We start from the raw sequence: 23,448 nt of genomic DNA on the forward strand, positions 1-23,448 counted from the left end.
CGAGGTCGCAGGGCTCGACGCCCTCGTCGGTCAGTCGCGGCCCGCCCGCCCGCCGGCCCCGGTCACGAGGAGCAGCACGCCAGCTCCAGCACGTCGCCCCGGAAGGAGCGGCGGAACCGCCGGTCGTGGCTGACGACGACCACGGCCCCGGTGAACGCGTCGATCGCGGCCTCCAGCTCCTCCACGAGCTGCGGGGCGAGGTGGTTCGTCGGTTCGTCGAGCAGCAGGACGTCGTGGCGGTCGGCGAGCAGCCGCGCGAGGTCGAGGCGCCGCCGCCCGCCCGTGGACAGCGAGCGCACCGGGACGCCGAGGCGCTCGCGGTCGAACAGGCCCGTGCCCAGCAGCCGGTGGGCGTGCTCGTCGGCGCTGCCGGGGCGGCCGGCGGCGAAGGCGGCCAGGACGGTCCGGTCCGGCCCGTCGGTCGCCGGGTCCTGGCGCAGCAGACCGGTCCGCCCTCGCCGCCGCACCGTGCCGGTGCCCGGCGTCAGCGTCCCCGTCAGCACGTCGAACAGGGTCGACTTCCCGCTGCCGTTGGGGCCGGTGACGAGCAGCCGGTCCCCGGGGCCCACGTGTACGTCGACCGGGGCCAGCCGGCCGGTCACGGACACGCCCTCGGCGTGCACGGACCCGCGCCGGCTCGAGGCCCCCGCCGGGGGTGTGAACCGCAACGGGTCGGGTGGGCGCGGGACCTCCGCCTCCTGCAGCCGGCGCAGCTTCTCGGCGTTGGCCCGCACCCGGGCCGCGAGCGCCTCCTGCACCCGGCCGCCCTTGAAGTCGTACTGCATCTTCGCCCCGTCCCGCGGGGGCCGGGCGTGGGCCACGGCGCGGGCCGTGGTGTCGCCGGTGGTGGACAGCCGCTCGACCGCCGACTCCCACTGCGCGCGGGCCTGTTCCCAGCGGCGCCGCTCGGCCGCGGTGGCCAGCAGGTAGTCCGCGTACCCGCCGGGGTAGCGGGCGACGCCCCGGTCGCGGTGCGGGTCGACCTCGACGAGCTCGCCGGCCACCGCGTCCAGGAACTCCCGGTCGTGGGAGACGACGACCGTCGTGCCGGAGCGGGTCCTCAGGTGCTGCTCCAGCCACTGCGCGGCGTCGGCGTCGAGGTGGTTGGTGGGTTCGTCCAGCAGCAGCACCTCCGGACCGGCGGCGAGCAGCGCCGCCAGGTGCAGGCGCGAGCGCTGGCCGCCGGACAGGGTGCGGACGGGGCGGGCGCGGTCGAGCCGGGGCAGCCCCAGGCCGGTCAGGGACTGCTCGAGCCGGGTGTCCGCGTCGTAGCCGTGCCGCAGCTCGAACCGCGTCTGGACGTCGCCGTACTCGGCCAGGACGGCCTCGAGGTCGGCGGGGCCGTCCGCCATGACCTCCTCGAGCTCCCGCATCCGCCTCCGCAGGGCCGTGAGCTCGGCGAAGGCCCCGTCGAGGACCGCTCCGACGGTGGTCTCCGACGGGGCTCCGGCGTCCTGCGGCAGGTACCCCGTCCCACCCGCGGCCGTCGCGACGACGCGGCCGTCCTCGGGGGTCTCGATGCCGGCGAGCAGGCGCAGCAGCGTCGACTTGCCGCAGCCGTTCTCGCCGATGACGCCGGTCGTCCGGCCCGGTGCGAACGCCAGGGAGACGTCCTGCAGCACGGGGACGTGGTCGTAGCCCTTGGTCACCCCGCGCAGGGACAGGCTCGTCGTGGTGCCGGGTGTGGTGGGTGCGGGGGGTGTGGTGGGCGTGGTGCTGGTCGTTCCGGTGGTGGGCACGCGATCTCCTCGCGACGTGTTCCGGCAGGGCCCGCGCGACCGGTGCGGTCGGCGGGTCCGGGGGATCGGGGCACGTCAGCTGAGCACCGCAGCGGCTCCTCGGGTCGGGACCAGGACCCGACGATCGTGCGCCCGGGCACCGGGACCCCGCAACCACGTTTCCCGCCGGCCCGTCCTAGAGTCGACCGCGTGAGCACCGAAGCCACCCACGTGTCCTCGCGGCCCCTCCCGCGCAGCACCCCGTCGGCCCAGGGGGTGGACGCCCGCGGCCTCGCCGCCTTCGTCGACGCCCTCGAGGGGACGGCCGGGGTCGAACCGCACAGCCTGCTGGTCCTGCGCCACGGCCACGTCGTGGCGCAGGGCTGGTGGGCGCCGTTCGCCCCCGACCGGCCGCACCTGCTGTACTCGTTGTCGAAGAGCTTCACCTCGACGGCCCTCGGGTTCGCCGTGGCCGAGGGGCTCGTCGACCTCGACGCCACCGTGCTGTCGTACTTCCCCGAGTTCGACGCCGACGTCACCGACGAGCGTTCCCGGCGCATCCTCGTCCGGCACGTCGCGAACATGGCCAGCGGCCACCGCGAGGAGACGATCGCCCAGGCCTCGGCCGACCCGACCGGCGACATCGTGCGGGGTTTCCTGCGGATCCCGCCGGACGCCGAACCGGGCACCCTGTTCTGCTACAACCAGCCCTGCACGTTCTCGGTGTCCGCGATCGTCCAGCGCACCTCCGGCCAGGGACTGCTGGAGTTCCTGCGCCCCAGGCTGTTGGACCCCCTCGGGGTGGACACCGCGAACCTCGGCTGGCTGACGGACGGCCAGGGTCGGGAACTGGGTTTCTCGGGTTTCCACGCCCCCACCGAGCTCGTCGCCAAGCTCGGCCAGCTGTACCTGCAGCGCGGGGTGTGGGAGGGGGAGCGGCTGCTGCCCGAGAGCTGGGTGGAGGAGGCCACGACCTCCCACATCGACAACGCGACGTTCAACGCGAACCCCGACTGGGGTCAGGGGTACGGCTACCAGTTCTGGATCGCCCGCCACGGGTACCGCGGCGACGGCGCGTACGGGCAGTTCTGCGTCGTCCTGCCCGAGCAGGACGTCGTCGTGGCCATCACCTCCCAGAGCACGGACATGCAGGCCGTGCTCGACGCCGCCTGGGAGCACCTGCTGCCCGCCGTCTCCGACCCGGACCTGCCCGCCGACGCGGCCGCCCACGACGAGGCGCTGGCGCGCCGGACGGCGTCGCTGGCGCTGCCGCCGCTGGAGGGGGCCGACGTCGTCGAGGGCGAGTTCACGGCCGCGCCCGGCAGCGAACCGGCGTCGCTGACCGCCGTGACCGTCCGCGACGGCGAACTGGTCCTCACCGACTCCGGTGACCAGTTGCGCGCGGCGGTCGGTCGCACCGGCTGGGCGGACACCGGCCCGCTGTCGGTCTCCGGAGCCGGTGACCGCCTCGACGTCCGGTTCGCCGAGACCCCTCACGAGCTGCACCTGCGCTTCTCCGGGGGGCAGTTCCACGGCCGGTGGGAGACCGCCCCGCTGCACTCCCCGGCGCTGTCGCGGATGCGCAGGCCCGCGTGATCGCCACCGCGTGATCGTCCGCCGCGGCGCCGACCTCGACGCCGACGCCGTGCGGCGCGTGGCCGCCGGCGCCCCCGTGGAGCTGGCCCCGGGGCTGCTGGCGGACCTGCGCCGGCGCCGCGGGGAACTCCTGGACGTCCTGGAGTCCTCGGGCCCGGTCTACGGCGTCACGACGGGCATGGGTGCCCTGGCGGGGGTGGTGCTCGACGAGGCCGCCCGCGCCCGGCACCAGGAGAACCTCGTCGTGGGCAGGGCCGTGGGGTCGGCGCCCTGGCTGGACGCGGTGCAGGCCCGGGCGGTGCTCGCCGTCCGCCTGCGCACGTTCCTGCACCCCGAGGCCGCGGTGTCCCCGGAGCTGTGCGTGCGGTTGACCGAGCTGCTCCAGCGCGACGTGCTGCCGTGCATCCCGGCCCGGGGCAACGGGGCCGCGGGGGAGATCATCCCCCTCGCCCACGTCGGCGCCGTCGTCCTCGGTGCCGGCCGGACCCTCGACGGCCGCAGCGCCGGGGCGTTCGGCTTCGGCGCCAAGGAGGGCGTCGCCGTCCTGGAGGGCGTACCGGTGGCCACGGCGCTCGCGGTCCTGCAGGTCGCGGCGGCCGGCCGGTTGCTGGAGGGGTCCGTGCGCGTCCTGGCCGCGACGGCGGAGGTGCTGCGCGCCAACGCCGACCCCCTCCGGCCGGGTCTGGCCCGCGCCGACGACGTGCTGGCGGGGGTGCACTCGCGCCTGCGGGAGCTGCGCCCCGCCCCGACCGTCGCCGGGTTGCAGGCGCCGCTGTCGGTGCGGGTGGCGCCGGCGGCGCTGGCGGTGGCGCTGCGCCGGGTCCAGGCCCTCGGGGACGCCGCGGACCGGGCGCTCGACGGGGTCACGGACTCACCGGCCCTCCTCGGCGACGGGTCGCCCGTCGGGACGGCCGGGTTCGCCGGCACCGAGCTCGCGGCCGCCTCCGACGCCCTGGGGGCCGCGCTGCTGCACGTGGCGGAGACGTCGGTGGCGCGCACCCACCGCGCGCTGGACCCGCGGCTGACGGGTCTGACGGCGCAGCTGTCGCCGCAGCCGGGTGTCCAGGCCGGTCTCGTCGCGCTCCACAAGCGGGCGGTGGGTGTCGCGCACCGCCTGCGGCGCTTCGCCCTGCCGGCCCTCGGCGGGGCCGTCGAGACCTCGCTGGGCCAGGAGGACGTGCAGAGCTTCGGCCTGGAGGCGGCGGAGTGCCTGGGGGAGCTGCTCGACGGGCTGCGCGAGGTGCTGGCGGTCGAACTCCTCGCCGTCCACCGGGCGCGGCTGCTGCGCGGTGGGCTGGGGGGGCTGTCCACCGAGCTGACCGGAGCCCTGGAGGGGCTGGCCGCCGCGCTGGGCGACGCGACCGACCCCGCGGCCGGACCCGACCTGGACGACCGTCCCTACGGCCTCGACGTCGACCGCGTCGTGGAGCTCCTGCGCCACGGGCGGTTCTGAGCGGCGGGCCCGGCGACCGGGTCAGCGGGTGGACCGGCGCACGACGAGGTGCGGGCGGAACGTGACGGGTTCCGGTGCCCGGCCGTGCTCCTGCAGCGCCAGGAGCTGCTCCACGGCCGCGGCCACGATCGCGTCCTCGTCCCAGGACACGGTCGTCAGCCCCGGTGCGACGAGCGCCGCGAGCTGGTGGTCGTCGAAGCCGACGACCGAGACGTCCCCGGGCACCCGCAGCCGCAGTCCGGCCGCGGCGCGGTAGACGCCGAACGCGAGGGAGTCCGAGAGGCAGAACACGGCCGAGGGACGGTCCGGCGCCTCGAGGACCCCGGCCGCCGCGGTGGCGGCCCCGGCCGGGCCCGCCGGGGCCGGCACGACGACGAGCTCGATGCCCAGGGGGGCGGCCAGCTCCACGGCGAGCAGTTCCGAGGGACGGCCGGGCGTCGTCGGCAGCGACGGCGTCAGCAGGGCCACCCGGCGGTGACCGCGTGCGCGCAGGTGCTCCAGGACCGCCTCGATGCCGTACCGGTTGTCGAAGAGCACCGCCCCGCTGCCGGGTCGGGCGGTGAGCGCGTCCCCGATCGCGACGACGGCCGTCGAGGGGTCCAGGAGCCGCCAGTGCTCGGCGGAGGGGTCGACGGGGGAGGCCAGCACCCCGTCGACGCGCTGGGTCGCGAACCGTTCCAGCACGCGGCGCTCGGCGTCGGGGTCGGCGTCGGCGTCGGCGATCGAGGCGTCGCGGTCGACGGTGCGCAGGGCGCGGGTCAGCATGACGGACAGGTCCTGCTGCCACAGGTCCCGCAGCGACCCGCTGATCCCGACGGTCCCGGTGCGCCCGCTCGCCAGCGCCCGGGCGATGGGGTCGACGCGGTACCCGAGCTCGCTGGCCACGGCCTGGACGCGTTCGATGGTGGCCGCCGAGCCGCGGGTCCCGCGCAGCGCGTAGGACGTCGCCGCCAGCGAGAGACCCGCTGCGTCCGCGACGTCCTGCAGCGTCCTGCGCGTCTCCCTCGGCACGGCTGCACAGTAACCGGGCGGGTGGGCACCGGCCCGGGAGACGCGGTGGTCGAAGGACCGAGGTGGTCAGGGGATCAGCAGGCTGAGCTGCGAACCCAGGACGGTGAAGCCGAGCGCCCGGGCGACCCGCAGGGACGCTGCGGGTCGCGCACGCCACTGGCAGAGCAGTCCGTGGGAGTGCGCGTGCGTGGTGGCGGCGGCACCGACCACCCGCGCCAGTCCGTGCCGGCGGAACGCGGGGTGGGTGAGGACGGACAGGTGGGCCACGGCCGTCCCGCCCGCTGCGGTCCAGCGCTGGTAGCCGGCCGCGGCGACGGGGGCGCCCTCGCGCAGGACCACGAAGGTGGGGGAGGTCGTGTCCGCGAGCCCGCTCTCGTCGACGTCGGCCGGGGAGCAGGCCGCCAGCAGGGCGTCGACCCGTCGGTCGGTGTGCACCGGCTCGCTCGGCCCGGTCGCCGGGGGTCCGGTGAGGTAGGCGAGGTGCGCGGGGCCGAGGGCCTCGGTCGCGACGCCGCGACGGTCGCCGGCAGGAGCCTGCGCCAGAGCACGAGCACGGCGGGCGTCGGGTGCGGTGGACAGGTGCCGGTCGCCGATGGTCACGAGGCCGCACCACCCCGGTGGGCAGATCAGCGCCTCGTCGGTGACGAGGGGGTGCAGCGCCGGGCCGGGCCGGAAGGACGCGCCCGGACCGGCGAGTCCCGTCCAGAGCGCGAGCACGCGCTCGACCGTCGGCTGCACGGGGTCAGCATCGCCTGCGCGGGCGCTCGGCGTGGGTCCGGGGGGCGGACCGGGTGCGGGACCGGGGGTGGTGCCACCCGTGGGTGTCCCGGAACGGCTTGACCGGCGAGGAGTGAAGCGCTTCACTGTTGAGTGAAGCGCTTCACACGCCAGGGGAGGGATCGACGTGCGCACCGACTGCCACCAGCACCTCTGGCCCCGGCCGTTCGTCGAGGCTCTCCGGGCCCGCCGCACCCCGCCCTTCCTCGACGGCTGGACCCTGCACCTGGCGGGCGAGGCGCCGTACGACGTCGACCCCGCCGCCCACGACGCCCCGCGGCGCGCGGCCGCCGAGCGCGAGGCCGGCACGGGTCGCGCGCTCGTCTCCCTCTCCTCACCCCTCGGCGTCGAGCACCTGCCCGCCGAGGACGCCGAACCGCTGCTGGCCGCCTGGCACGACGGCGCCCGCGCCCTGCCCGCCCCCTTCGCCGTCTGGGCCGCCGCCGGGGTGCACGAGGTCGACCCCCGCCCCCTGGCCGGGCTGCTCGCGGACGAGCGGGTCGTCGGCCTCCAGCTCCCGGCGACGGCGCTCGCGGACCCGGCCGCGCTGCAGCGCGTCGGCCCGCTGCTGGAGGTCTGCGAACGCGCCGGCCGGCCGCTGCTCGTGCACCCCGGGCCCGCGAGCGCACCGGCCGACGCCCCCGGCTGGTGGCCCGCGGTCGTCCCGTACGTCCAGCAGCTGCACGCGGCCTGGTGCACGTGGCACGTCGCCGGGCGGGCGAGCCACCCGACCCTGCGGGTCGCCTTCGTCGCGCTCGCGGGCCTGGCCCCCCTGCACCACGAGCGGCTCACCGCCCGCGGCGGCGCGCTCGGCGCGCTCGACCCCCTCGTGCACTACGAGACGAGCTCCTACGGCCCCCGCGCGGTCGACGCCCTCGTGCGCGTCGTGGGCGTCGACCCCGTCGTCCTCGGCAGCGACCGCCCCTACGCCGCCCCCTTCGCCCCCGCCGACCTGCCCGGCTTCGGCCCGGCCTTCGCCCGCGCCCTCACCGTGACCAACCCCGCCCACCTGCTCGAAGGGAGCCGACCGTGACCACCAGCGCCACCGCCACCAGCACCACCCTCGACCTGCCGCCCGCCCCCGGACGGGTCCTGACCCCCGCCGAGCTCAAGGCGTGGGTGGAGGAGGCCGCCCGCCGCCCCCGCGCGTGGGAGCACCTCGTCCGGCACGACACCGGCGGCCGGCACTTCGCCTCGCTGCACCGCGACGGGGACCTCGACGTGTGGCTGCTGTGCTGGAACACCGTCGACGACACCGGCTGGCACGACCACGACACCTCCTCCGGCGCCGTCGCCGTGACGCGCGGGGCGGTCGTGGAGGCGACGCCGCGGATGGGCGGCGAACCCGTCGTCCGCACGGTCCCGGCCGGGCGCTCGTTCGGCTTCGGCCCCGACCACATCCACCGCATGAGCGGCGCCGTCGACGGTGCGGTCTCGATCCACGCCTACTCCCCGCCGCTGTGGCGGATGGGTCAGTACTCCATCTCCCCGGCCGGCGTCCTGCGCCGGACGTCGGTCAGCTACGCCGACGAGCTACGGCCCCTCGAGGCGTAGCAGCAGCGCCAGGTCCGGCACGCGCGCGACCACCGCCTCGACGTCGGGACCGATGGGCGCATCGCGCGCGTCCCGGTCCAGCACCTCGTCGAAGACGCCGAACAGCGCGACGGCACCGGGGGACAGGCGGTCCGGGGCGGCCCGCAGCGCCCGGACCGCGGCCAGCGCCTCGACGGCCAGCACCAGCGGGGCCAGGTCCGCGCTCTGGCGCAGCGCCCGCGCCCCCTGCGTCGCGAAGCTGGCGTGCTCCTCCAACCCCAGCGAGATCGAGACCGTCCCCGCCGTCATGGGCACCGTCGCCGGCCGCAGCTCCGCCAGGGCGTCCTGCACGACGTACTCGCCGATCATCAGCCCCGAGCTCCCGCGCGCGCCGGCCGCCAGGAACGCCCGCAACCCCGTGTGCTCGGGCCGCAGCAGCAGCGCCAGCCGCGCCGCGGACAACGTCAGGACGCCGTAGGTGGTGGCGCGCAACGTGTCCAGCGCCGTGGCCAGGGACGCGGCGTGGAACTGGCCGTGGTGGAACACCCCCTCGGGCGAGACGAGCGGGTTCTCCCCGGGCGTGGAGGCCTCCAGCAGCAGGACGTCCGCCAGCGCGTCGGCGGCCGCGAACGCCGGGGCCAGCACCTGCGGCGCCGTCCGCAGGGCGAACGGGTCCTGCAGCCGGACCGGCTCCGGACCCCCCTCCACGAGCGCGTGCAGGGCCGCGGCCACCGCCTCCTGCCGGGGGTGCGGCCGGGCCGCGTGCACGGCAGGCGCCCACGCCTGGGTGTTGCCCCGCAGCGCCAGGAACGACAGCGCCGAGATCCCCAGCCCCGCCACCAGCACCTGCCGCAGGCGCACCAGGGCCAACGAGGCCGTCGCCAGGGTCAGGGCGTGCGAGGAGATGAGCGGCAGCGCGTCCGCCGCCCCCAGCGCCACCGGCGCCACCGCCCCGGTGCGCCAGGGCCGCTCGCCGACCAGCGTCAGCCCCAGCTCGGCGAGGGGGGCCAGGTCCGAGGTCCCGATCCCGCCGAAGCGGTGCAGGGTCGGCAGCGCCCCCGTCTCCACGGCCTCCGCCAGGGCGCCCAGCACCGCCGGGCTCACCCCCGCGCCCGCCCCGACGTGCGCCCCGGCGAGCAGCTGGTTCAACCGCAGCACCAGCGCCGCCCGCGTCGTCGCCTCGTCCTCCACCGGCCCCAGCGAGGCGGCGTGCGAGCGCAGCAACCGCAGCCCGTGCGCGCGGGGGTGCTCGCCCTGCTCCTCGTCGACGTCGACGTCCTTGTTCGCCCCCACCCCGGTCGTCGCGCCGTAGACGGTGCCCTCGGCGCGGGCCGCCTCCATCGCCGCGTGCAGCGCGCCGAGCGAGGCCAGCACCGCGCGGTCCACGACGGCCCGCGCCCGTCCGCGGGCCAGCGCGTCCAGGTCGTCCAGGGCGATCGCCCGGCCGTCCACCAGCACCGCCCGCGGGACCCCCGCGGTCGCGGACGGGCCGTGCTGCTGATCCACTAGGTCCTCCACCACTCCCGCTGGTCCGTCTGGGCGCAGGTCACGATCGGGTGACGGCCGTTCGAGCCTCGTTGACCGGTCCTCGTCCTGTGCCCAGCATGTACCAGCCACCCGGTCGAACATCGGAGCCGCCCCAGTGATCACCTTCGAGGCCGTGCGCAAGCAGTTCCCCGACGGGACCGTCGCGGTCGACGACCTCGACCTGGAGCTCCCGACCGGTCGGATCACGGTCTTCGTCGGACCCTCCGGCTGCGGCAAGACGACCTCGCTGCGCATGATCAACCGGATGGTCGAGCCCAGCGGCGGCACCGTCCGCATCGACGGCGACGACATCCGCAGCAAACCGCCGGCCGAGCTGCGCCGCGGCATCGGCTACGTCATCCAGCACGCCGGGCTCTTCCCGCACAAGACCGTGCTCGACAACGTGCTCACCGTCCCCAAGCTCGTCGGCAAGGGCCGCGAACGCTCCCGGGCCCTGGACCTCCTCGAACGCGTCGGCCTGCCCACGGCCTTCGCCGACCGCTACCCGGCCCAGCTGTCCGGCGGCCAGCAGCAGCGCGTCGGCGTCGCCCGCGCCCTCGCGGCCGACCCGCCGGTCATGCTCATGGACGAACCGTTCAGCGCCGTCGACCCCATCGTCCGGCACCAGCTGCAGGAGGAGTTCCTGCGGTTGCAGGGTGAGCTCGGCAAGACGATCGCCCTCGTCACCCACGACATCGACGAGGCCGTCGTGCTCGGCGACCGCATCGCGGTGTTCCGCGAGGGCGGCCACCTCGCCCAGGTCGGGTCGCCGCGCGAACTGCTGACCGAACCCGCCGACGACTTCGTCCGCGACTTCGTCGGCCGCGACCGCGGGTACCGCGGGCTCAGCTTCCAGACCAGCGAGGACCTCCCGCTGCGGCCCCTCGACGGGGTCCGCCTCGACGAGGCGGGCCGCCCGCTCGACGTCGACGGCACGTTCCGCGCCGGGGACTCCCTGCGCGTGGTCATCGACCTGACCCTCACCTCACCGACGGGGACGGCCGTGCAGGTCGACGCCGACGGCCGGGCCACCGGGCTCGTGCACCACCACGACGTCGTCGACCTGCTGGAGAAGCGCCGGTGAACGACATCTGGACGTACCTCTCGCAGAACCGGTCCACCGTGCTGGACGCGCTGCAGCAGCACGTCCTGCTCGCCGTGCTGCCCCTGCTCATCGGGGTCGTCGTGGCCCTGCCCGTGGGGTACCTCGGGGTGCGGTTCGGCTGGCTCTACCACCCGATCCTCAACGTCTCCGGGCTGATCTACTCCATCCCCTCCCTCGCGGTCTTCGTGGCCCTGCCCTACGTGCTCGGGACGCAGATCCTCTCGCCCGTGAACATCGTCGTGGCGCTCGCGCTCTACACGGTCGCCCTCATGGCCCGCACGGTCGCCGACGGGTTGCGGTCGGTGGACCCGACGCTCACCGAGGCGGCCACGGCCATGGGGTACCGACGCACCCGACGACTCGTGGAGGTCGAGCTGCCGTTGGCCGCACCCGTCATCCTCGCCGGGGTCCGGGTCGCGGCCGTCTCGAACATCTCCCTCGTCAGCGTCGGCGCGCTGCTGGGCGTGGGGGGGCTGGGGGCGTTGTTCACGCGCGGGTTCCAGCTGTTCTACACGGCCCCGATCATCGTCGGGATCGTCCTGTCGATCGCGCTGGCGGCGGTCGCGGACCTGCTGATCGTCCTGTTCCAGCGGGCCGTCACCCCGTGGACCCGCGCCGTGAAGGGGGCCTGACGTGGACGAGACGCCGTACCTGCTCGACGGGGCGAACTGGGCCTGGTCCTCCCCGGGCACGATCCCGCACCTGCTGCTGGCGCACCTGGGGTACACCGGGCTGTCCGTCCTCGTGGGTTTCCTCATCGCCTTCCCCGTCGGGCTGCTCATCGGGCACACCGGCAAGGGGTCGTTCCTGGCCATCAACGCCGGCAACGCCGGCCGATCGCTGCCCACCCTGGGGCTGCTGAGCCTGCTGGTGGTCTACCTGAGCAGCCAGGGGTTCCTGCCCGTGCTCATCGCCCTCGTCGTCCTCGTCATCCCGCCGATCCTCACCTCCACCTACGCCGGGCTGCGGTCGGTCGACCCCGACGCCGTCGACGCGGCGCGGGGGATGGGCATGAGCTCGGCGCAGGTGCTGTTCCGCGTCGAACTGCCGATGGCGCTGCCCGTCGTCTTCGGCGGGGTCCGGGCCGCCGTCCTGCAGGTGGTGGCCACCGCCACCGTCGCGGCCTACGTCGGGTTGTCCGGCCTGGGCCGCCTGCTCGTGGACGGCCTGGCCCTCAACGACTACGGCCGGATGGTCGCCGGCGCCGTCGTCGTGGCCGTCCTCGCGGTCGTCCTGGACCTGTTGCTGGGCCTCGTCCAGCGCTACAGCGTCTCGCCCGGGATCACCGGGCGGGGGCTCGCGCGAGCGCGCGGCCCGCGATCCGTGGCAGAGTCCGGGGCGAAACCGGAGCGAGAACTCGTCAGCTGACCCGTTCCCGAGCGGTCAGCGCACCGCTGACCGAACCGTCAACGCAGTCCGTCGCAGTCCGTCGAAAGGCACGTCATGAACCGCAGGAACCTGCTCGGCCTCGCCCTCGTGGGCTCCCTCACGGCGACGCTGGCCGCGTGCGGCAGCGGTGAGGACCCGCTGGCCACCGACACCACCCCCGCCGAGGGCGGCTCCGCCGACGCCTCGACCGTCATCGTCGGGTCGGCCAACTTCCCCGAGAGCGAACTGCTCGCCGAGATGTACAGCCAGGTCCTCGAGGCCAAGGGCGTCACCGTCCAGCGCAGGTTCAACATCGGCGCCCGCGAGCTCTACCTCAAGGCGCTGCAGGACGGGTCCATCGACCTGCTGCCGGAGTACAACGGCGCTCTGCTCGCCGCGCTGTCCTCCGGGGGTGCGCCCGAGGGCGTGTCCACCCCGGACCAGGTCCTCGAGGCGCTGAAGGAGGTGCTCCCCGAGGGCACCGAGGTGCTCGAGCAGTCCTCCGCGGAGGACAAGGACTCCCTCACGGTGACGTCCGAGACGCAGGCCAGGTACGACCTCACCTCGATCGCCGACCTCGCCCCCGTCGCCGGCGAACTCACCGCCGGTGGGGGACCGGAGTTCCAGGAGCGCTACCAGGGCCTCGTGGGGCTCGAGGAGCTGTACGACGTGGAGTTCGGGCAGTACAGGCCGCTGGACGCGGGTGGCCCGCTGACCGTCAACGCCCTCGCCGACGGGTCCATCCAGGTCGCGAACCTGTTCACGACGGACTCCGCGATCGAGACGAACGACTTCGTGACGCTGGAGGACCCGAAGAACCTCTTCCTCGCCCAGAACATCCTGCCGCTCATCCGGTCGTCGAAGAACGACGAGACGATCACCGACGCCCTCAACGCGTTCTCGGCCGAGCTGACGACCGAGAACCTCACCGAGGCCCTGGCCAAGGTGCAGGTCGACAAGCAGCAGTCGGCGGCCGTCGCGCAGGAGTTCCTGTCCGCCAACGGTCTGGTCTGACCGGACCCCGGCACGACCGGGGACGGGGCGTCGCGTCGGTCGCGTGAGCGACCGCGCGGAGTCCCGCACCCCGCAGGCCCCGTCGGGTCCGGTGCGCTCGCAACTCGACGGCGCTCAGGGTCTTCGTGACCTCGACCTGACCGGCCGCTCGTCCGCGTCCACGACCGGGTGAGCACCCGTCGACGTTGTCCGCGGAACTGACGGGGGGCCACGCCTGCGCGTGGCCCCCCGCCGAAACCCTGCGGTGGGTGCGTCAGGCCGGGACGAGCCAGGTGACGCCCAGCGGCGGCACGCGCAGCTGCGCCGAGAACCGCTGGCCGTTCCAGGCCACGTCCTCGGCCGTGAGGGAACCAGTGTTCACGACCCCGGACCCGGCGAACTCCTCGGCGTCGGTGTTGAGCACCTCGCGCCAGCCCCCCGGCTGGGGCAGCCCGACGCGGAAGTCCTCGTACGCGCTGCCGGAGAAGTTGCAGACGGCGACCAGCGGCTTCCCGTCGGTCGACCAGCGGACGAACGACAGCAGGTTGCGCTGGTTGTCGCCACCGTCGATCCACCCGAAGCCCTCGGACGTGAAGTCGTCCGACCAGAGCTCGGGGTGCTCCTTGTAGACGGCGTTCATCCGGGACACGAGCCGCTGCAGACCGGCGTGCCACGGGGTGTCCAGCAGCCACCAGTCCAGCGAGCGGGCCTCGGACCACTCGGCCTCCTGGCCGAACTCGGACCCCATGAACAGCAGCTGCTTGCCCGGGTGGGACCACATGTACGCCAGGTAGGCCCGCACGTTCGCGAGCTGCTGCCAGCGGTCGCCGGGCATCTTGCGCAGCAGGGAGCCCTTGCCGTGCACGACCTCGTCGTGCGAGATGGGCAGGCAGAAGTTCTCGCTGAACGCGTACACGAGGCTGAACGTCAGTTCGCCGTGGTGGTACTGCCGGTTGACCGGGTCCTGGCTGGTGTACTGCAGCGAGTCGTGCATCCAGCCCATGTTCCACTTCAGGCCGAACCCGAGGCCGCCACCGCTCGTCGGGGCCGTGACACCCGGGAACGCCGTGGACTCCTCGGCGATCATCATGATGCCGGGCGTGCGCTTGTAGGCGGTGGCGTTGGCCTCCTGCAGGAAGCTGATCGCCTCCAGGTTCTCCCGGCCGCCGTACTGGTTCGGCTCCCACCCACCCTCGTCGCGGGAGTAGTCGAGGTAGAGCATCGAGGCGACCGCGTCGACCCGCAGGCCGTCGGCGTGGAACTCCTCGAGCCAGTACAACCCGGACGCGACGAGGAAGTTGCGCACCTCGGAGCGGCCGAAGTCGGGGATGTAGGTGCCCCAGTCCATGTGCTCGCCGCGGCGGGGGTCCGGGTGCTCGTACAGCGGGGTGCCGTCGAAGCGGGCGAGGGCGAACTCGTCCTTGGGGAAGTGCCCGGGGACCCAGTCGATGATGACGCCGATGCCGGCCTGGTGGAGCGCGTCGATGAGGTGGCGCAGCTCGTCCGGCGTCCCGAAGCGGGAGGTCGGGGCGAAGTACCCGGTCACCTGGTAGCCCCAGGAGCCGCCGAAGGGGTGCTCCATGACGGGGAGGAACTCGACGTGGGTGAACCCGGCCTCGCGGACGTAGTCGACGAGCTCGGTCGCCAGCTCGGTGTAGGACAGGCCCTGCCGCCACGAGCCCAGGTGGACCTCGTAGATCGAGACCGGCCCGTCCTGGGCGTTCTTCGAGGCCCGCTCGCTCATCCACGCCTCGTCGCCCCACGCGTACGACGTCTCGGTGACCACCGACGCCGTGGCCGGCGGGACCTCGCTGAAGCGGGCCATCGGGTCGGCCTTCTGCCGCCACTGCCCGTCCGGACCCAGGATCTCGTACTTGTAGCGCGACCCCGCGGCCACGCCCGGCAGGAACAGCTCCCACACGCCGGAGGACCCGAGCGAGCGCATGCCCGCGGTGCGCCCGTCCCAGTGGTTGTGGTCGCCGACGACGCGCACGGCGCGGGCGTTGGGTGCCCACACGGCGAACGAGGTGCCCTCGACGGGGCCGAGCGGACCGCTCCACCGCTGCACGTGGCTGCCGAGGACGTTCCACAGCTCCTCGTGCCGGCCCTCGCCGATGAGGTGCAGGTCGACCTCGCCGACGGTCGGCAGGAAGCGGTACGGGTCGTCCACGAGCCGGGGCTCGCCGTCGTCGTAGACGACCTCGACGCGGTAGTCGCCCACCGCGCTGTCGGGCCGGACACCGACCCAGACGCCGTCGTGCTCGTGCACGAGGCCGACGCGGGTCCCGTCCTCGCACGTGACCGTGACGGAGGAGGCGAAGGGTTTGAGGACGCGGTAGGTCACCCCGCCGTCGTGGGTGTGCGCACCGAGCACCGAGTGCGGTGACCAGTGCGCCCCGGCGGCGGCGCGGGCGAGGTCGTCGGCGTCGAGAGGTCGGGGGGTGGGGGCTTCACCGGTCATGCGTCGCAGTCTCCCGTGATCATCGTCGGGCCGCCTCTCAGGACGGGTCGGAACCCAGGAGCCGGTGCACGGCCTCCAGGGGGATGCGCAGCCAGTCCGGCCGGTTGCGCGCTTCGTAGACCACTTCGTAGAGGGCCTTGTCGAGTTCGAGGGCGGCCAGCAGGACCGCCTGTCCGCCCGCGCGCGGGTCGGTGCCGACCACCGCGGTGTAGCCCTCGAGGAACGCCGCACGGCAGTCCGGGCCCCAGCTGCCGGGCTCGGCCGCGGTCGAGGCCGCGTAGTCGAAGGAGCGCAGCATTCCCGCCACGTCGCGCAGGGCCAGGTCGGGGACGCTGCGCTCGGCCAGCGGCCGCAGCGGCTCGCCCTCGAAGTCCAGCAGCACCCAGCCCCGGGCCTGCGAGTGCAGCACCTGCCCCAGGTGGTAGTCGCCGTGCACCCGCTGCAACGGCGGCGCGTCCTGGACGTGCCGGACGGCGTCGACCCGCTCGCGGGCCGCGGTGGCGACCTCGTGCAGCTGCGGGACGGCGGTGCAGGCCCACGCGACGCGTTCGAGCAGACCGTCGGCCACGGCGGCCAGGCGTTCCGGCGTGGCGGGTTCGGTGGCCAGCTCGGCGGCGAGGACGGCGTGGACCTCGGCCGTCGCCCGGCCCAGCTCGCGCGCCTGCGCCGTGAAGTCCTCACCCGCGCCGACGGCGGCCGTCGCCACCCGCCAGGCGTCCTGGGACCCGGCGAGGAACTCCGTCACGTGCGCCAGGTGCCCGGTCGTCGGCGAGCCGTCGGGGCCGGTCCAGCGCCCGTCCACCCAGCCGGCCGGTCGGGGGACCCGGGCGCACCCGGCGTCGGCCAGCGCGGTCTGCACGACGACGTCGGGGTTGTCGCCGCCGGACAGGACGCGGAAGACCTTGGCGATGAGCGGGGTCTCGCCCTCGGCGGCCGAGACGACGATGGACGTGTTCGACTGCTCCCCGGTCAGGACCTTGGTGCGCGCCCCGGCCGGGACGGGCAGACCGCCCTCGGCGCTGTGGCCGTTGACGCCGAACGTGCGCGAGCCGGCGCCCTCCTCGCTGGCCAGCAGCGTCAGCAGGGCGCGCGTCCACGTCGGGTCGTGCGGGCCGTCGTAGACCCACGCCGGGGCGCCGTCGACGTCGGGCAGCTCCCCGACGAGGGCGGCGGCCAGGTCGGGGTCGGGGGAGGAGCGGACCGAGATCGGCACCGAGTAGACCGTGCGCGGGGCGTCGTCCCCCTCACCGGCGCGGACGGTCAGCGCGACGAGCTGGGCGACCCCGCCCTCGTCGAGGGGGGTGCGCTCGATGCGCTGCACGTGGACCGCGACACCCTTGTGCGCGAACCACCGCTGGGCCGGGGCCCAGGTGCGCAGCAGTTCGGCGACGGCCTCGTCGGAGGCCCGGGAGGTCTTCACGGGGACGCCCATCAGGATCCCTCCACGGTGAGCCAGTAGAAGCCGCGGGACCCGCAGGTCACCTCGAACCGGCCGTCGCCGTCCACCGTCCCGAACGGGGCGCCGCCGAACACGTCGCGCAGTCGCGCGCCGGCGTGCCCGGGCAGGCGGAGGGAGGCGGCCTGGGGGTGGTCGGAGAGGTTGTTCACGCAGAGCACCGTCTCACCCTCGGCCCCGTCCGACCTCTCGAGCACGCGCAGGAACGCCAGCACGGCGTCGTTGTCGCAGTGCGCGTCCTCGTCGCGGGAGGTGAGCTGCAGGTAGTCCCCGCGCCCGAAGACCGGGTGCTCGCGGCGCACCGCCAGCAGGGCCCTGATCCAGTGCAGCAGCGAGGAACCCGTGGCGAGCTGGGCCTCCACGTTGACGGACTGGTAGTGGTAGACCAGCGACTGCACCGTCGGCAGGTACAGCTTGCCGGGATCGGCGGTGGAGAACCCGGCGTTGCGGTCGGGGGTCCACTGCATCGGCGTGCGCACCGCGTCGCGGTCGTCGAGCCAGATGTTGTCGCCCATGCCGATCTCGTCGCCGTAGTACAGGCACGGGCTGCCCGGCAGCGACAGGACGAGGGCGTGGATGAGCTGCAGCTCGGGGCGGGAGTCGTCCAGCAACGGGGCCAGCCGGCGCCGGATGCCGACGTTGGCGCGCATCCGCGGGTCCGGCGCGTACCAGCCGTACATCGAGGCGCGTTCCTCGGTGGTGACCATCTCCAGGGTCAGCTCGTCGTGGTTGCGCAGGAACGTGCCCCACTGCCCGCTGGAGGTGGGGATGCGCGGGGTGGCCGAGAGGATGTCGGTGATGGGCGTGGCCCGCCCCTCCCGCAGCGCGTAGTACAGCCGCGGCATGACGGGGAAGTGGAAGCACATGTGGCACTCCGGCTCCTCCTCGGTGCCGAAGTACTCCACGACGTCGAACGGCCACTGGTTCGCCTCGGCCAGCAGGACCCGGCCGGGGTACTCCTCGTCGACCATGCGCCGCAGCCGGTGCAGGTAGGCGTGCGTCGCGGGCAGGTTCTCGCCGTTCGTCCCCTCGGCCACGTAGAGGTAGGGCACCGCGTCGAGGCGGAACCCGTCGATGCCCATGTCCATCCAGAACCGGACGGTGTCGAACATCGCCTCCTCGACGTCGGGGTTGTCGAAGTTGAGGTCGGGCTGGTGGGAGAAGAAGCGGTGCCAGAAGTACTGCCGCCGCACCGGGTCGAACGTCCAGTTCGAGGTCTCGGTGTCGACGAAGATGATGCGCGCGTCGGGGTATTCCTCGCCGGTCTCGCTCCAGACGTAGAAGTCGCCGTAGGGGCCCTCGGGGTCGGAGCGGCTGGCCTGGAACCACGGGTGCTGGTCGCTGGTGTGGTTCATGACGAGGTCGACGACGACGCGGATCCCGCGCTCGTGGGCCTGCGCGACGAGGTGCTGGAAGTCGGCGAGCGTGCCGAACTCGGGCAGCACGGCGTTGTAGTCGGAGATGTCGTACCCGCCGTCGCGCAGGGGTGAGGCGTAGAACGGCGGCAACCACAGGCAGTCCACGCCGAGCCACTGCAGGTAGTCCAGCTTGCCCGTCAGCCCGGTGAAGTCACCCGTGCCGGAGGCGTTGGAGTCCGCGAACGCACGGACCAGCACCTCGTAGAAGACCGCCGTCTTGTACCACTCGGGGTCCTCGCGCAGACCGGTCACCGCCGCGCCACCGCAGGCCGCCGTCAGCCCGTGACGTGGAACACGTGGGCGGGCTCGACGTAGGGGTCGAGCCGCACGTAGTCGTGCTCGCCCCACTCGAACTCCGCGCCCGTGATCTCGTCGCGCACGGTGAACCGGTCCCACCACTGCCGCCCGAGGGCGGCCATGTCCAGGTGCACGGTCGTCTCCCGGGACGCGTGCGGGTCGAGGTTCACCACGACGAGCACGAGGTCCTCGGTGCCGTCGGCGTCCACGCGCCGGCGCGAGAAGCACAGCACGTTCTCGTCGTCGGTGGCGTGGAACACGGTGCCGCGCAGCTGCTGCAGCGCCGGGTGCTGGTGGCGCACCCGGTTCAGCTGCGCCAGGTACGGGGCGAGGGACCAGCCCTCGCGCTCGGCCGCGGCGAAGTCGCGCGGGCGGTACTGGTACTTCTCGTTGTCCAGCTGCTCCTCGGCCCCCGGGCGGGCCGCGTGCTCGATGAGCTCGTAGCCGGTGTAGATCCCCCAGGACGGCGACAGCAGGGCGGCCAGCACCGCGCGCAGCTTGAACACCGGTGGCCCGCCGTACTGCATGGTCGGGGTCAGGATGTCGTGGGTGGTGGGCCAGAAGTTCGGGATCATGTAGTGCGCCGACTCGGTCGTCAGCTGCTCGAGGTACTCCCGCAACTCCCACGCCTGGTTGCGCCAGGCGAAGTAGGAGTAGGACTGCTGGAACCCGACCTTGGCCAGCGCGTGCATCATGGCCGGCTTGGTGAACGCCTCCGCCAGCCAGATCACCTCGGGGTGCTCCGCGTTCACCTCCGCGATGAGCCACTCCCAGAACTCCACGGGCTTGGTGTGCGGGTTGTCGACGCGGAACAGCGTGACGCCGTGCTCGACCCAGAGCAGGACCATGCGCTTGACCTCGGCGTAGATGCCGGCCGGGTCGTTGTCGAAGTTCAGCGGGTAGATGTCCTGGTACTTCTTCGGCGGGTTCTCCGCGAAGGCGATGGACCCGTCGGCGCGGGTGGTGAACCACTCGGGGTGCTCGGTGACCCACGGGTGGTCCGGGGCGCACTGCAGCGCGATGTCCATCGCCACCTCGAGGCCGAGCTCCTTGGCCCGGCCGACGAAGAAGTCGAAGTCCTCGAACGTCCCCAGGTCCGGGTGCAGCGCGTCGTGCCCGCCCTCGGCCGCACCGATGGCGTACGGCGACCCCGGGTCCAGCGGGCCGGCGGTCAGGGTGTTGTTCGGGCCCTTGCGGTTGACCCGTCCGATCGGGTGGATCGGCGTGAGGTAGGCGATGTCGAAGCCCATCGCCTTGATCGCCGGCAGGCGCTCGGCCGCGGTCCGGAACGTCCCGGACGTCCAGCAGCCGGACTCCTCGTCCCAGCTGGCCCCCTCCGAGCGGGGGAAGAACTCGTACCAGGCGCTGAACGCGGCCAGCTCGCGCTCCACCCGCACGGGGTAGGTCGCCGACGGGCTCAGCAGCTCGCGCACCGGCAGCCGGTCCAGGACCGCGCGGACCTCCTCGGTGCGGCCGGCGTCCAGGCGCTCGTGGTCACCGCGGGAGGTGTCGCGCAGCGCGGTCGCCGCCTCGTGCAGCACCGTCGCGTCCCGGGAGGGTCGCCCCTCCTGCTCGGCGGCGCGTTCGAGCAGGCGCGCGCCCTCCTCGAGCATGAGGGCGACGTCGACCCCGGCCTCGACCTTGATCGTGGCGTCGTGGTCCCACGTGCCGTACGGGTCCGACCAGCCCTCCACGCGCAGGCCCCACAGGCCCTCGGCGTCGGGGGACAGGGTGGCGACGTAGGCGTCCTTGCCCGGGTTGACGCAGGTCATCCGGGTCGTGGGCCCGTCGGTGCCGTCGGGCCGGACGAGGACCGCGGTCGCCGCGACGGCGTCGTGGCCCTCGCGGAAGACGGTGGCGCTGACGGGGATGAGCTCGCCGGGCACGGCCTGCGAGGGCCAGCGGCCGCCGTCGACGGCGGGCTGGACGTCGAGCACCGGTATGCGGCCGACGACGGGGCCGACGACGGGGCCCGGCGAGGCCGTCGGGGACCCCGCAGCGGGGCTCGTCCGCACCGTCGGCGCGTCCTGGTCACGGTCCTGGTCGATCGTCACGGGGCGAACCTACCGAGACAGCGGGCGCCCGTCGCGGGGAAGTCGCGGGGAAGGCGCGGGAAGTGGCGAGGAACCCGTCGCGGTGGGGTGATCACCGGTCTAGGGTCGGCGCCGTGAGAGCAATCAGGCGCTTCACCGTCCGCACCGTGCTGCCCGCGCCCCTGGCGCCGCTGGGTGACCTGGCGAGCAACCTGAGGTGGTCGTGGCACAAGCCCACCCGCGACCTGTTCGAGTCGATGGACCCCGCGGCCTGGGTCGCGGTCCACCGCGAACCCGGGGCGCTGCTGGGGGCCCTGAGCACCGAGCGGCTCGACGCGCTCGCGCAGGACGCCCGCTTCGTCGAACGGGTCCGCGCCGCGGCCGCCGACCTGCAGGCCTACCTCTCGCGCCCCGGCTGGTACGCCGGCCTCGGCGCGGAGGCACCCGCGGCGATCGCGTACTTCTCCATGGAGTTCGGGATCACCGGCGCGCTGCCGCAGTACTCCGGCGGCCTGGGGATCCTCGCGGGGGACCACCTGAAGTCGGCCAGCGACCTCGCCGTCCCCGTCGTCGGGGTCGGTCTGTTCTACGCGACGGGGTACTTCACGCAGTCCCTCTCGCGCGACGGCTGGCAGCAGGAGACGTACCCGGTCCTGGACCCCGACGGCCTCCCGCTGTCGCTGCTGCGCGAGGGCGACGGCAGCCCGGCGAAGGTGTCGGTGGACCTGCCCGGGGGCCGCCGACTGCACGCGCAGGTGTGGAAGGCGCAGGTCGGCCGGGTGCCCCTGCTGCTGCTCGACTCCGACGTGGAGGACAACGACGAGGCCGCCCGCGGGGTCACCGACCGCCTCTACGGCGGCGGCGGGGAGCACCGCCTCCAGCAGGAGCTCCTGTGCGGCATCGGCGGGGTCCGGGCCCTGCGGCTGTGGTCGCGCCTGACCGGGGCACCGGAGCCGGAGGTCTACCACACCAACGAGGGGCACGCCGGGTTCCTGTCCGTGGAGCGCATCCGCGAGCAGGTCGAGCGCGGCCTGACCTTCGAGGAGGCCCTCGAGGCCGTCCGCGCCGCGACGGTGTTCACGACGCACACGCCCGTGCCCGCCGGCATCGACCGCTTCGGGCGCGACCAGATCGGTCTGTACTTCGGCGGCGACAACCCGCTGCCCGGCGTCCCGGTCGAGCGCATCCTCGCCCTCGGCGCGGAGGACTACCCCGGCGGGGACCCGAACGTGTTCAACATGGCGGTCATGGGGTTGCGCCTGGCCCAGCGCGCGAACGGCGTCTCCCAGCTGCACGGCGCCGTCAGCCGCGGCATGTTCGACGGCCTGTGGCCCGGGTTCGACGACCCGGAGGTCCCGATCTCCTCGATCACCAACGGGGTGCACGCACCGACGTGGGTGGCGCCCGAGGTGTTCGCGATGGGCAAGCAGTACATCGGACCGGAACTGCCGCGCGAGGGTCTGGGGTTCGAGAAGGTCGGCCAGGTCCCCGACGAGGAGATCTGGCGCACCCGGCGGGTCCTGCGCGGCCGGCTCGTGGACGACGCGCGGCGCCGCCTGAAGCTGTCCTGGTTGCAGCGCGGCGCGTCCGAGGCCGAGCTCGCCTGGACGAAGGACGTCCTGGACCCCGACGTCCTGACGATCGGGTTCGCCCGCCGCGTCCCGACGTACAAGCGCCTCACCCTCATGCTGCGCGACCCCGAGCGGCTGAAGTCGCTGCTGCTGCACCCGCAGCGGCCCGTCCAGCTCGTCATCGCCGGCAAGTCGCACCCGGCCGACGAGACGGGCAAGCGGCTCATCCAGCAGATGGTGCGCTTCGCCGACGACCCGGCCGTGCGGCACCGCATCGTGTTCCTGCCGAACTACGACATCACGATGGCGCTGTCGCTGTACCCCGGCTGCGACGTGTGGCTGAACAACCCGCTGCGCCCCTTCGAGGCGTGCGGGACGTCGGGGATGAAGGCGGCCCTCAACGGTGGTCTGAACCTGTCGATCCTCGACGGCTGGTGGGACGAGTGGTTCGACGGCGGCAACGGGTGGGCCATCCCCACCGCCGACGGCGTCGACGACCCCGACCACCGCGACGACCTGGAGGCGGCTGCCCTGTACGACCTGGTGGAGAACTCCGTGGCGGCGCGGTTCTACGACCGCGACGAACGGGGCCTGCCGGCGCGCTGGCTGGAGATGGTGCGGCACACGCTCGCCTCCCTCGGCCCGAAGGTCCTCGCGAGCCGGATGGTCACCGACTACGTCGAGCAGCTCTACCTGCCGGCCGCCCGCGCGGGCCGGTCGGCGCTGGCGTCCTCGGCCGCGGGCGCGCGCGAGCTGGCCCGGTGGAAGGCCTCGGTCCGGGACGCCTGGTCCGGTGTGCGCGTGGACCACGTCGAGTCCTCCGGGGTGGGCGACTCCGCCCAGATCGGGGACGTCGTCCACGTGCGCGGTTTCGTCTCCCTGGGCGACCTGGACGTCGAGGACGTCGAGGTGCAGGTGGTCCACGGCCGCGTCAGCGAGTCCGACGAGCTGCGCCCCTCCGGCACGGTGCGCCTGGCACCGGCGGAGTCCTTCGGGAACGGCCGGCACCGGTTCGAGGGGCAGTTCACCCTGCGCCAGACCGGTCCCTTCGGGTACACCGTCCGGGTCCTGCCCCGCCACGCCGGGCTCGCCACGGCGGCGGAGCTGGGGCTCGTGGTCAACGCCTGAGCG

Annotated in this window: 17 protein-coding genes; 9 read left to right on the forward strand and 8 right to left on the reverse strand. The window is 74.1% G+C overall.

Annotated features, from left to right (window positions below; translation table 11 throughout):
* Positions 1 to 62: 62 nt before the first annotated feature.
* On the reverse strand, positions 63 to 1,649 hold the full coding sequence (locus AB2L28_RS08715; protein WP_370718395.1) for an ABC-F family ATP-binding cassette domain-containing protein: 1,587 nt from the start codon (positions 1,647 to 1,649) through the stop codon (positions 63 to 65).
* A 279-nt stretch (positions 1,650 to 1,928) separates the two neighbouring features.
* Here AB2L28_RS08715 and AB2L28_RS08720 point away from each other — a divergent pair, with 279 nt between their 5' ends.
* A complete protein-coding gene (locus AB2L28_RS08720) occupies positions 1,929 to 3,314 on the forward strand; it encodes a serine hydrolase domain-containing protein (RefSeq protein WP_370718347.1) in 1,386 nt (461 codons plus the stop codon).
* A gap of 10 nt (positions 3,315 to 3,324) precedes the next feature.
* Positions 3,325 to 4,767: an aromatic amino acid lyase gene (locus tag AB2L28_RS08725; protein ID WP_370718348.1), complete on the forward strand. Its 1,443-nt coding sequence runs from the start codon at positions 3,325 to 3,327 to the stop codon at positions 4,765 to 4,767.
* Between the two features lie 21 nt (positions 4,768 to 4,788).
* Here the strand turns inward: AB2L28_RS08725 and AB2L28_RS08730 are convergent, their stop codons facing one another.
* Positions 4,789 to 5,778 carry a LacI family DNA-binding transcriptional regulator gene (locus AB2L28_RS08730; protein ID WP_370718349.1) on the reverse strand — a complete coding sequence of 330 codons (990 nt, stop codon included), beginning with the start codon at positions 5,776 to 5,778 and terminating at the stop codon, positions 4,789 to 4,791.
* A gap of 66 nt (positions 5,779 to 5,844) precedes the next feature.
* Positions 5,845 to 6,516, reverse strand: coding sequence for a GNAT family N-acetyltransferase (locus AB2L28_RS08735; protein WP_370718350.1), 672 nt, complete (start codon positions 6,514 to 6,516; stop codon positions 5,845 to 5,847).
* 166 nt (positions 6,517 to 6,682) lie between these two features.
* Here AB2L28_RS08735 and AB2L28_RS08740 point away from each other — a divergent pair, with 166 nt between their 5' ends.
* Together AB2L28_RS08740 and AB2L28_RS08745 are read left to right on the forward strand one after the other, a co-directional pair.
* A complete protein-coding gene (locus tag AB2L28_RS08740) occupies positions 6,683 to 7,588 on the forward strand; it encodes an amidohydrolase family protein (RefSeq protein ID WP_370718351.1) in 906 nt (301 codons plus the stop codon).
* The gene (locus tag AB2L28_RS08745; RefSeq protein ID WP_370718352.1) at positions 7,585 to 8,109 is read left to right on the forward strand and encodes a cysteine dioxygenase; all 525 of its coding nucleotides are present in this window, start codon (positions 7,585 to 7,587) and stop codon (positions 8,107 to 8,109) included. The genes AB2L28_RS08740 and AB2L28_RS08745 overlap by 4 nt, the downstream gene beginning before the upstream one ends.
* Here AB2L28_RS08745 and AB2L28_RS08750 read toward each other — a convergent pair.
* Positions 8,089 to 9,594: an aromatic amino acid lyase gene (locus AB2L28_RS08750; protein WP_370718353.1), complete on the reverse strand. Its 1,506-nt coding sequence runs from the start codon at positions 9,592 to 9,594 to the stop codon at positions 8,089 to 8,091. The genes AB2L28_RS08745 and AB2L28_RS08750 overlap by 21 nt on opposite strands.
* Before the next feature lie 136 nt (positions 9,595 to 9,730).
* Here AB2L28_RS08750 and AB2L28_RS08755 point away from each other — a divergent pair, with 136 nt between their 5' ends.
* From AB2L28_RS08755 to AB2L28_RS08770, 4 genes are all read left to right on the forward strand, one after another.
* Positions 9,731 to 10,699: an ABC transporter ATP-binding protein gene (locus AB2L28_RS08755; RefSeq protein WP_370718354.1), complete on the forward strand. Its 969-nt coding sequence runs from the start codon at positions 9,731 to 9,733 to the stop codon at positions 10,697 to 10,699.
* A complete protein-coding gene (locus AB2L28_RS08760) occupies positions 10,696 to 11,352 on the forward strand; it encodes an ABC transporter permease (protein WP_370718355.1) in 657 nt (218 codons plus the stop codon). Before AB2L28_RS08755 ends, AB2L28_RS08760 begins: the two co-directional genes overlap by 4 nt.
* Position 11,353: 1 nt before the next feature.
* On the forward strand, positions 11,354 to 12,088 hold the full coding sequence (locus AB2L28_RS08765) for an ABC transporter permease (protein ID WP_370718356.1): 735 nt from the start codon (positions 11,354 to 11,356) through the stop codon (positions 12,086 to 12,088).
* A gap of 75 nt (positions 12,089 to 12,163) precedes the next feature.
* Positions 12,164 to 13,102 carry an ABC transporter substrate-binding protein gene (locus tag AB2L28_RS08770; protein ID WP_370718357.1) on the forward strand — a complete coding sequence of 313 codons (939 nt, stop codon included), beginning with the start codon at positions 12,164 to 12,166 and terminating at the stop codon, positions 13,100 to 13,102.
* A 253-nt stretch (positions 13,103 to 13,355) separates the two neighbouring features.
* Here the strand turns inward: AB2L28_RS08770 and glgB are convergent, their stop codons facing one another.
* From glgB to AB2L28_RS08790, 4 genes are read right to left on the reverse strand one after another with little or no spacing between them, the layout of a single operon-like run.
* Positions 13,356 to 15,542, reverse strand: coding sequence for a 1,4-alpha-glucan branching protein GlgB (glgB, locus tag AB2L28_RS08775; RefSeq protein WP_370718358.1), 2,187 nt, complete (start codon positions 15,540 to 15,542; stop codon positions 13,356 to 13,358).
* A 37-nt stretch (positions 15,543 to 15,579) separates the two neighbouring features.
* Positions 15,580 to 16,974: a maltokinase N-terminal cap-like domain-containing protein gene (locus AB2L28_RS08780; RefSeq protein WP_370718359.1), complete on the reverse strand. Its 1,395-nt coding sequence runs from the start codon at positions 16,972 to 16,974 to the stop codon at positions 15,580 to 15,582.
* Positions 16,974 to 18,668, reverse strand: coding sequence for a maltose alpha-D-glucosyltransferase (gene treS / locus AB2L28_RS08785; protein WP_370718360.1), 1,695 nt, complete (start codon positions 18,666 to 18,668; stop codon positions 16,974 to 16,976). Before treS ends, AB2L28_RS08780 begins: the two co-directional genes overlap by 1 nt.
* 23 nt (positions 18,669 to 18,691) lie before the next feature.
* Positions 18,692 to 20,767, reverse strand: a complete 2,076-nt coding sequence (locus AB2L28_RS08790; protein WP_370718361.1) for an alpha-1,4-glucan--maltose-1-phosphate maltosyltransferase — start codon at positions 20,765 to 20,767, stop codon at positions 18,692 to 18,694.
* A 113-nt stretch (positions 20,768 to 20,880) separates the two neighbouring features.
* On the opposite strand from AB2L28_RS08790, the gene glgP reads away from it, so the two are divergent.
* Positions 20,881 to 23,445, forward strand: a complete 2,565-nt coding sequence (gene glgP / locus AB2L28_RS08795) for an alpha-glucan family phosphorylase (protein ID WP_370718362.1) — start codon at positions 20,881 to 20,883, stop codon at positions 23,443 to 23,445.
* Positions 23,446 to 23,448 lie beyond the last annotated feature (3 nt).

The sequence above is a fragment of the Kineococcus mangrovi genome, assembly GCF_041320705.1.
In the GTDB taxonomy this organism is placed as follows: domain Bacteria; phylum Actinomycetota; class Actinomycetes; order Actinomycetales; family Kineococcaceae; genus Kineococcus; species Kineococcus mangrovi.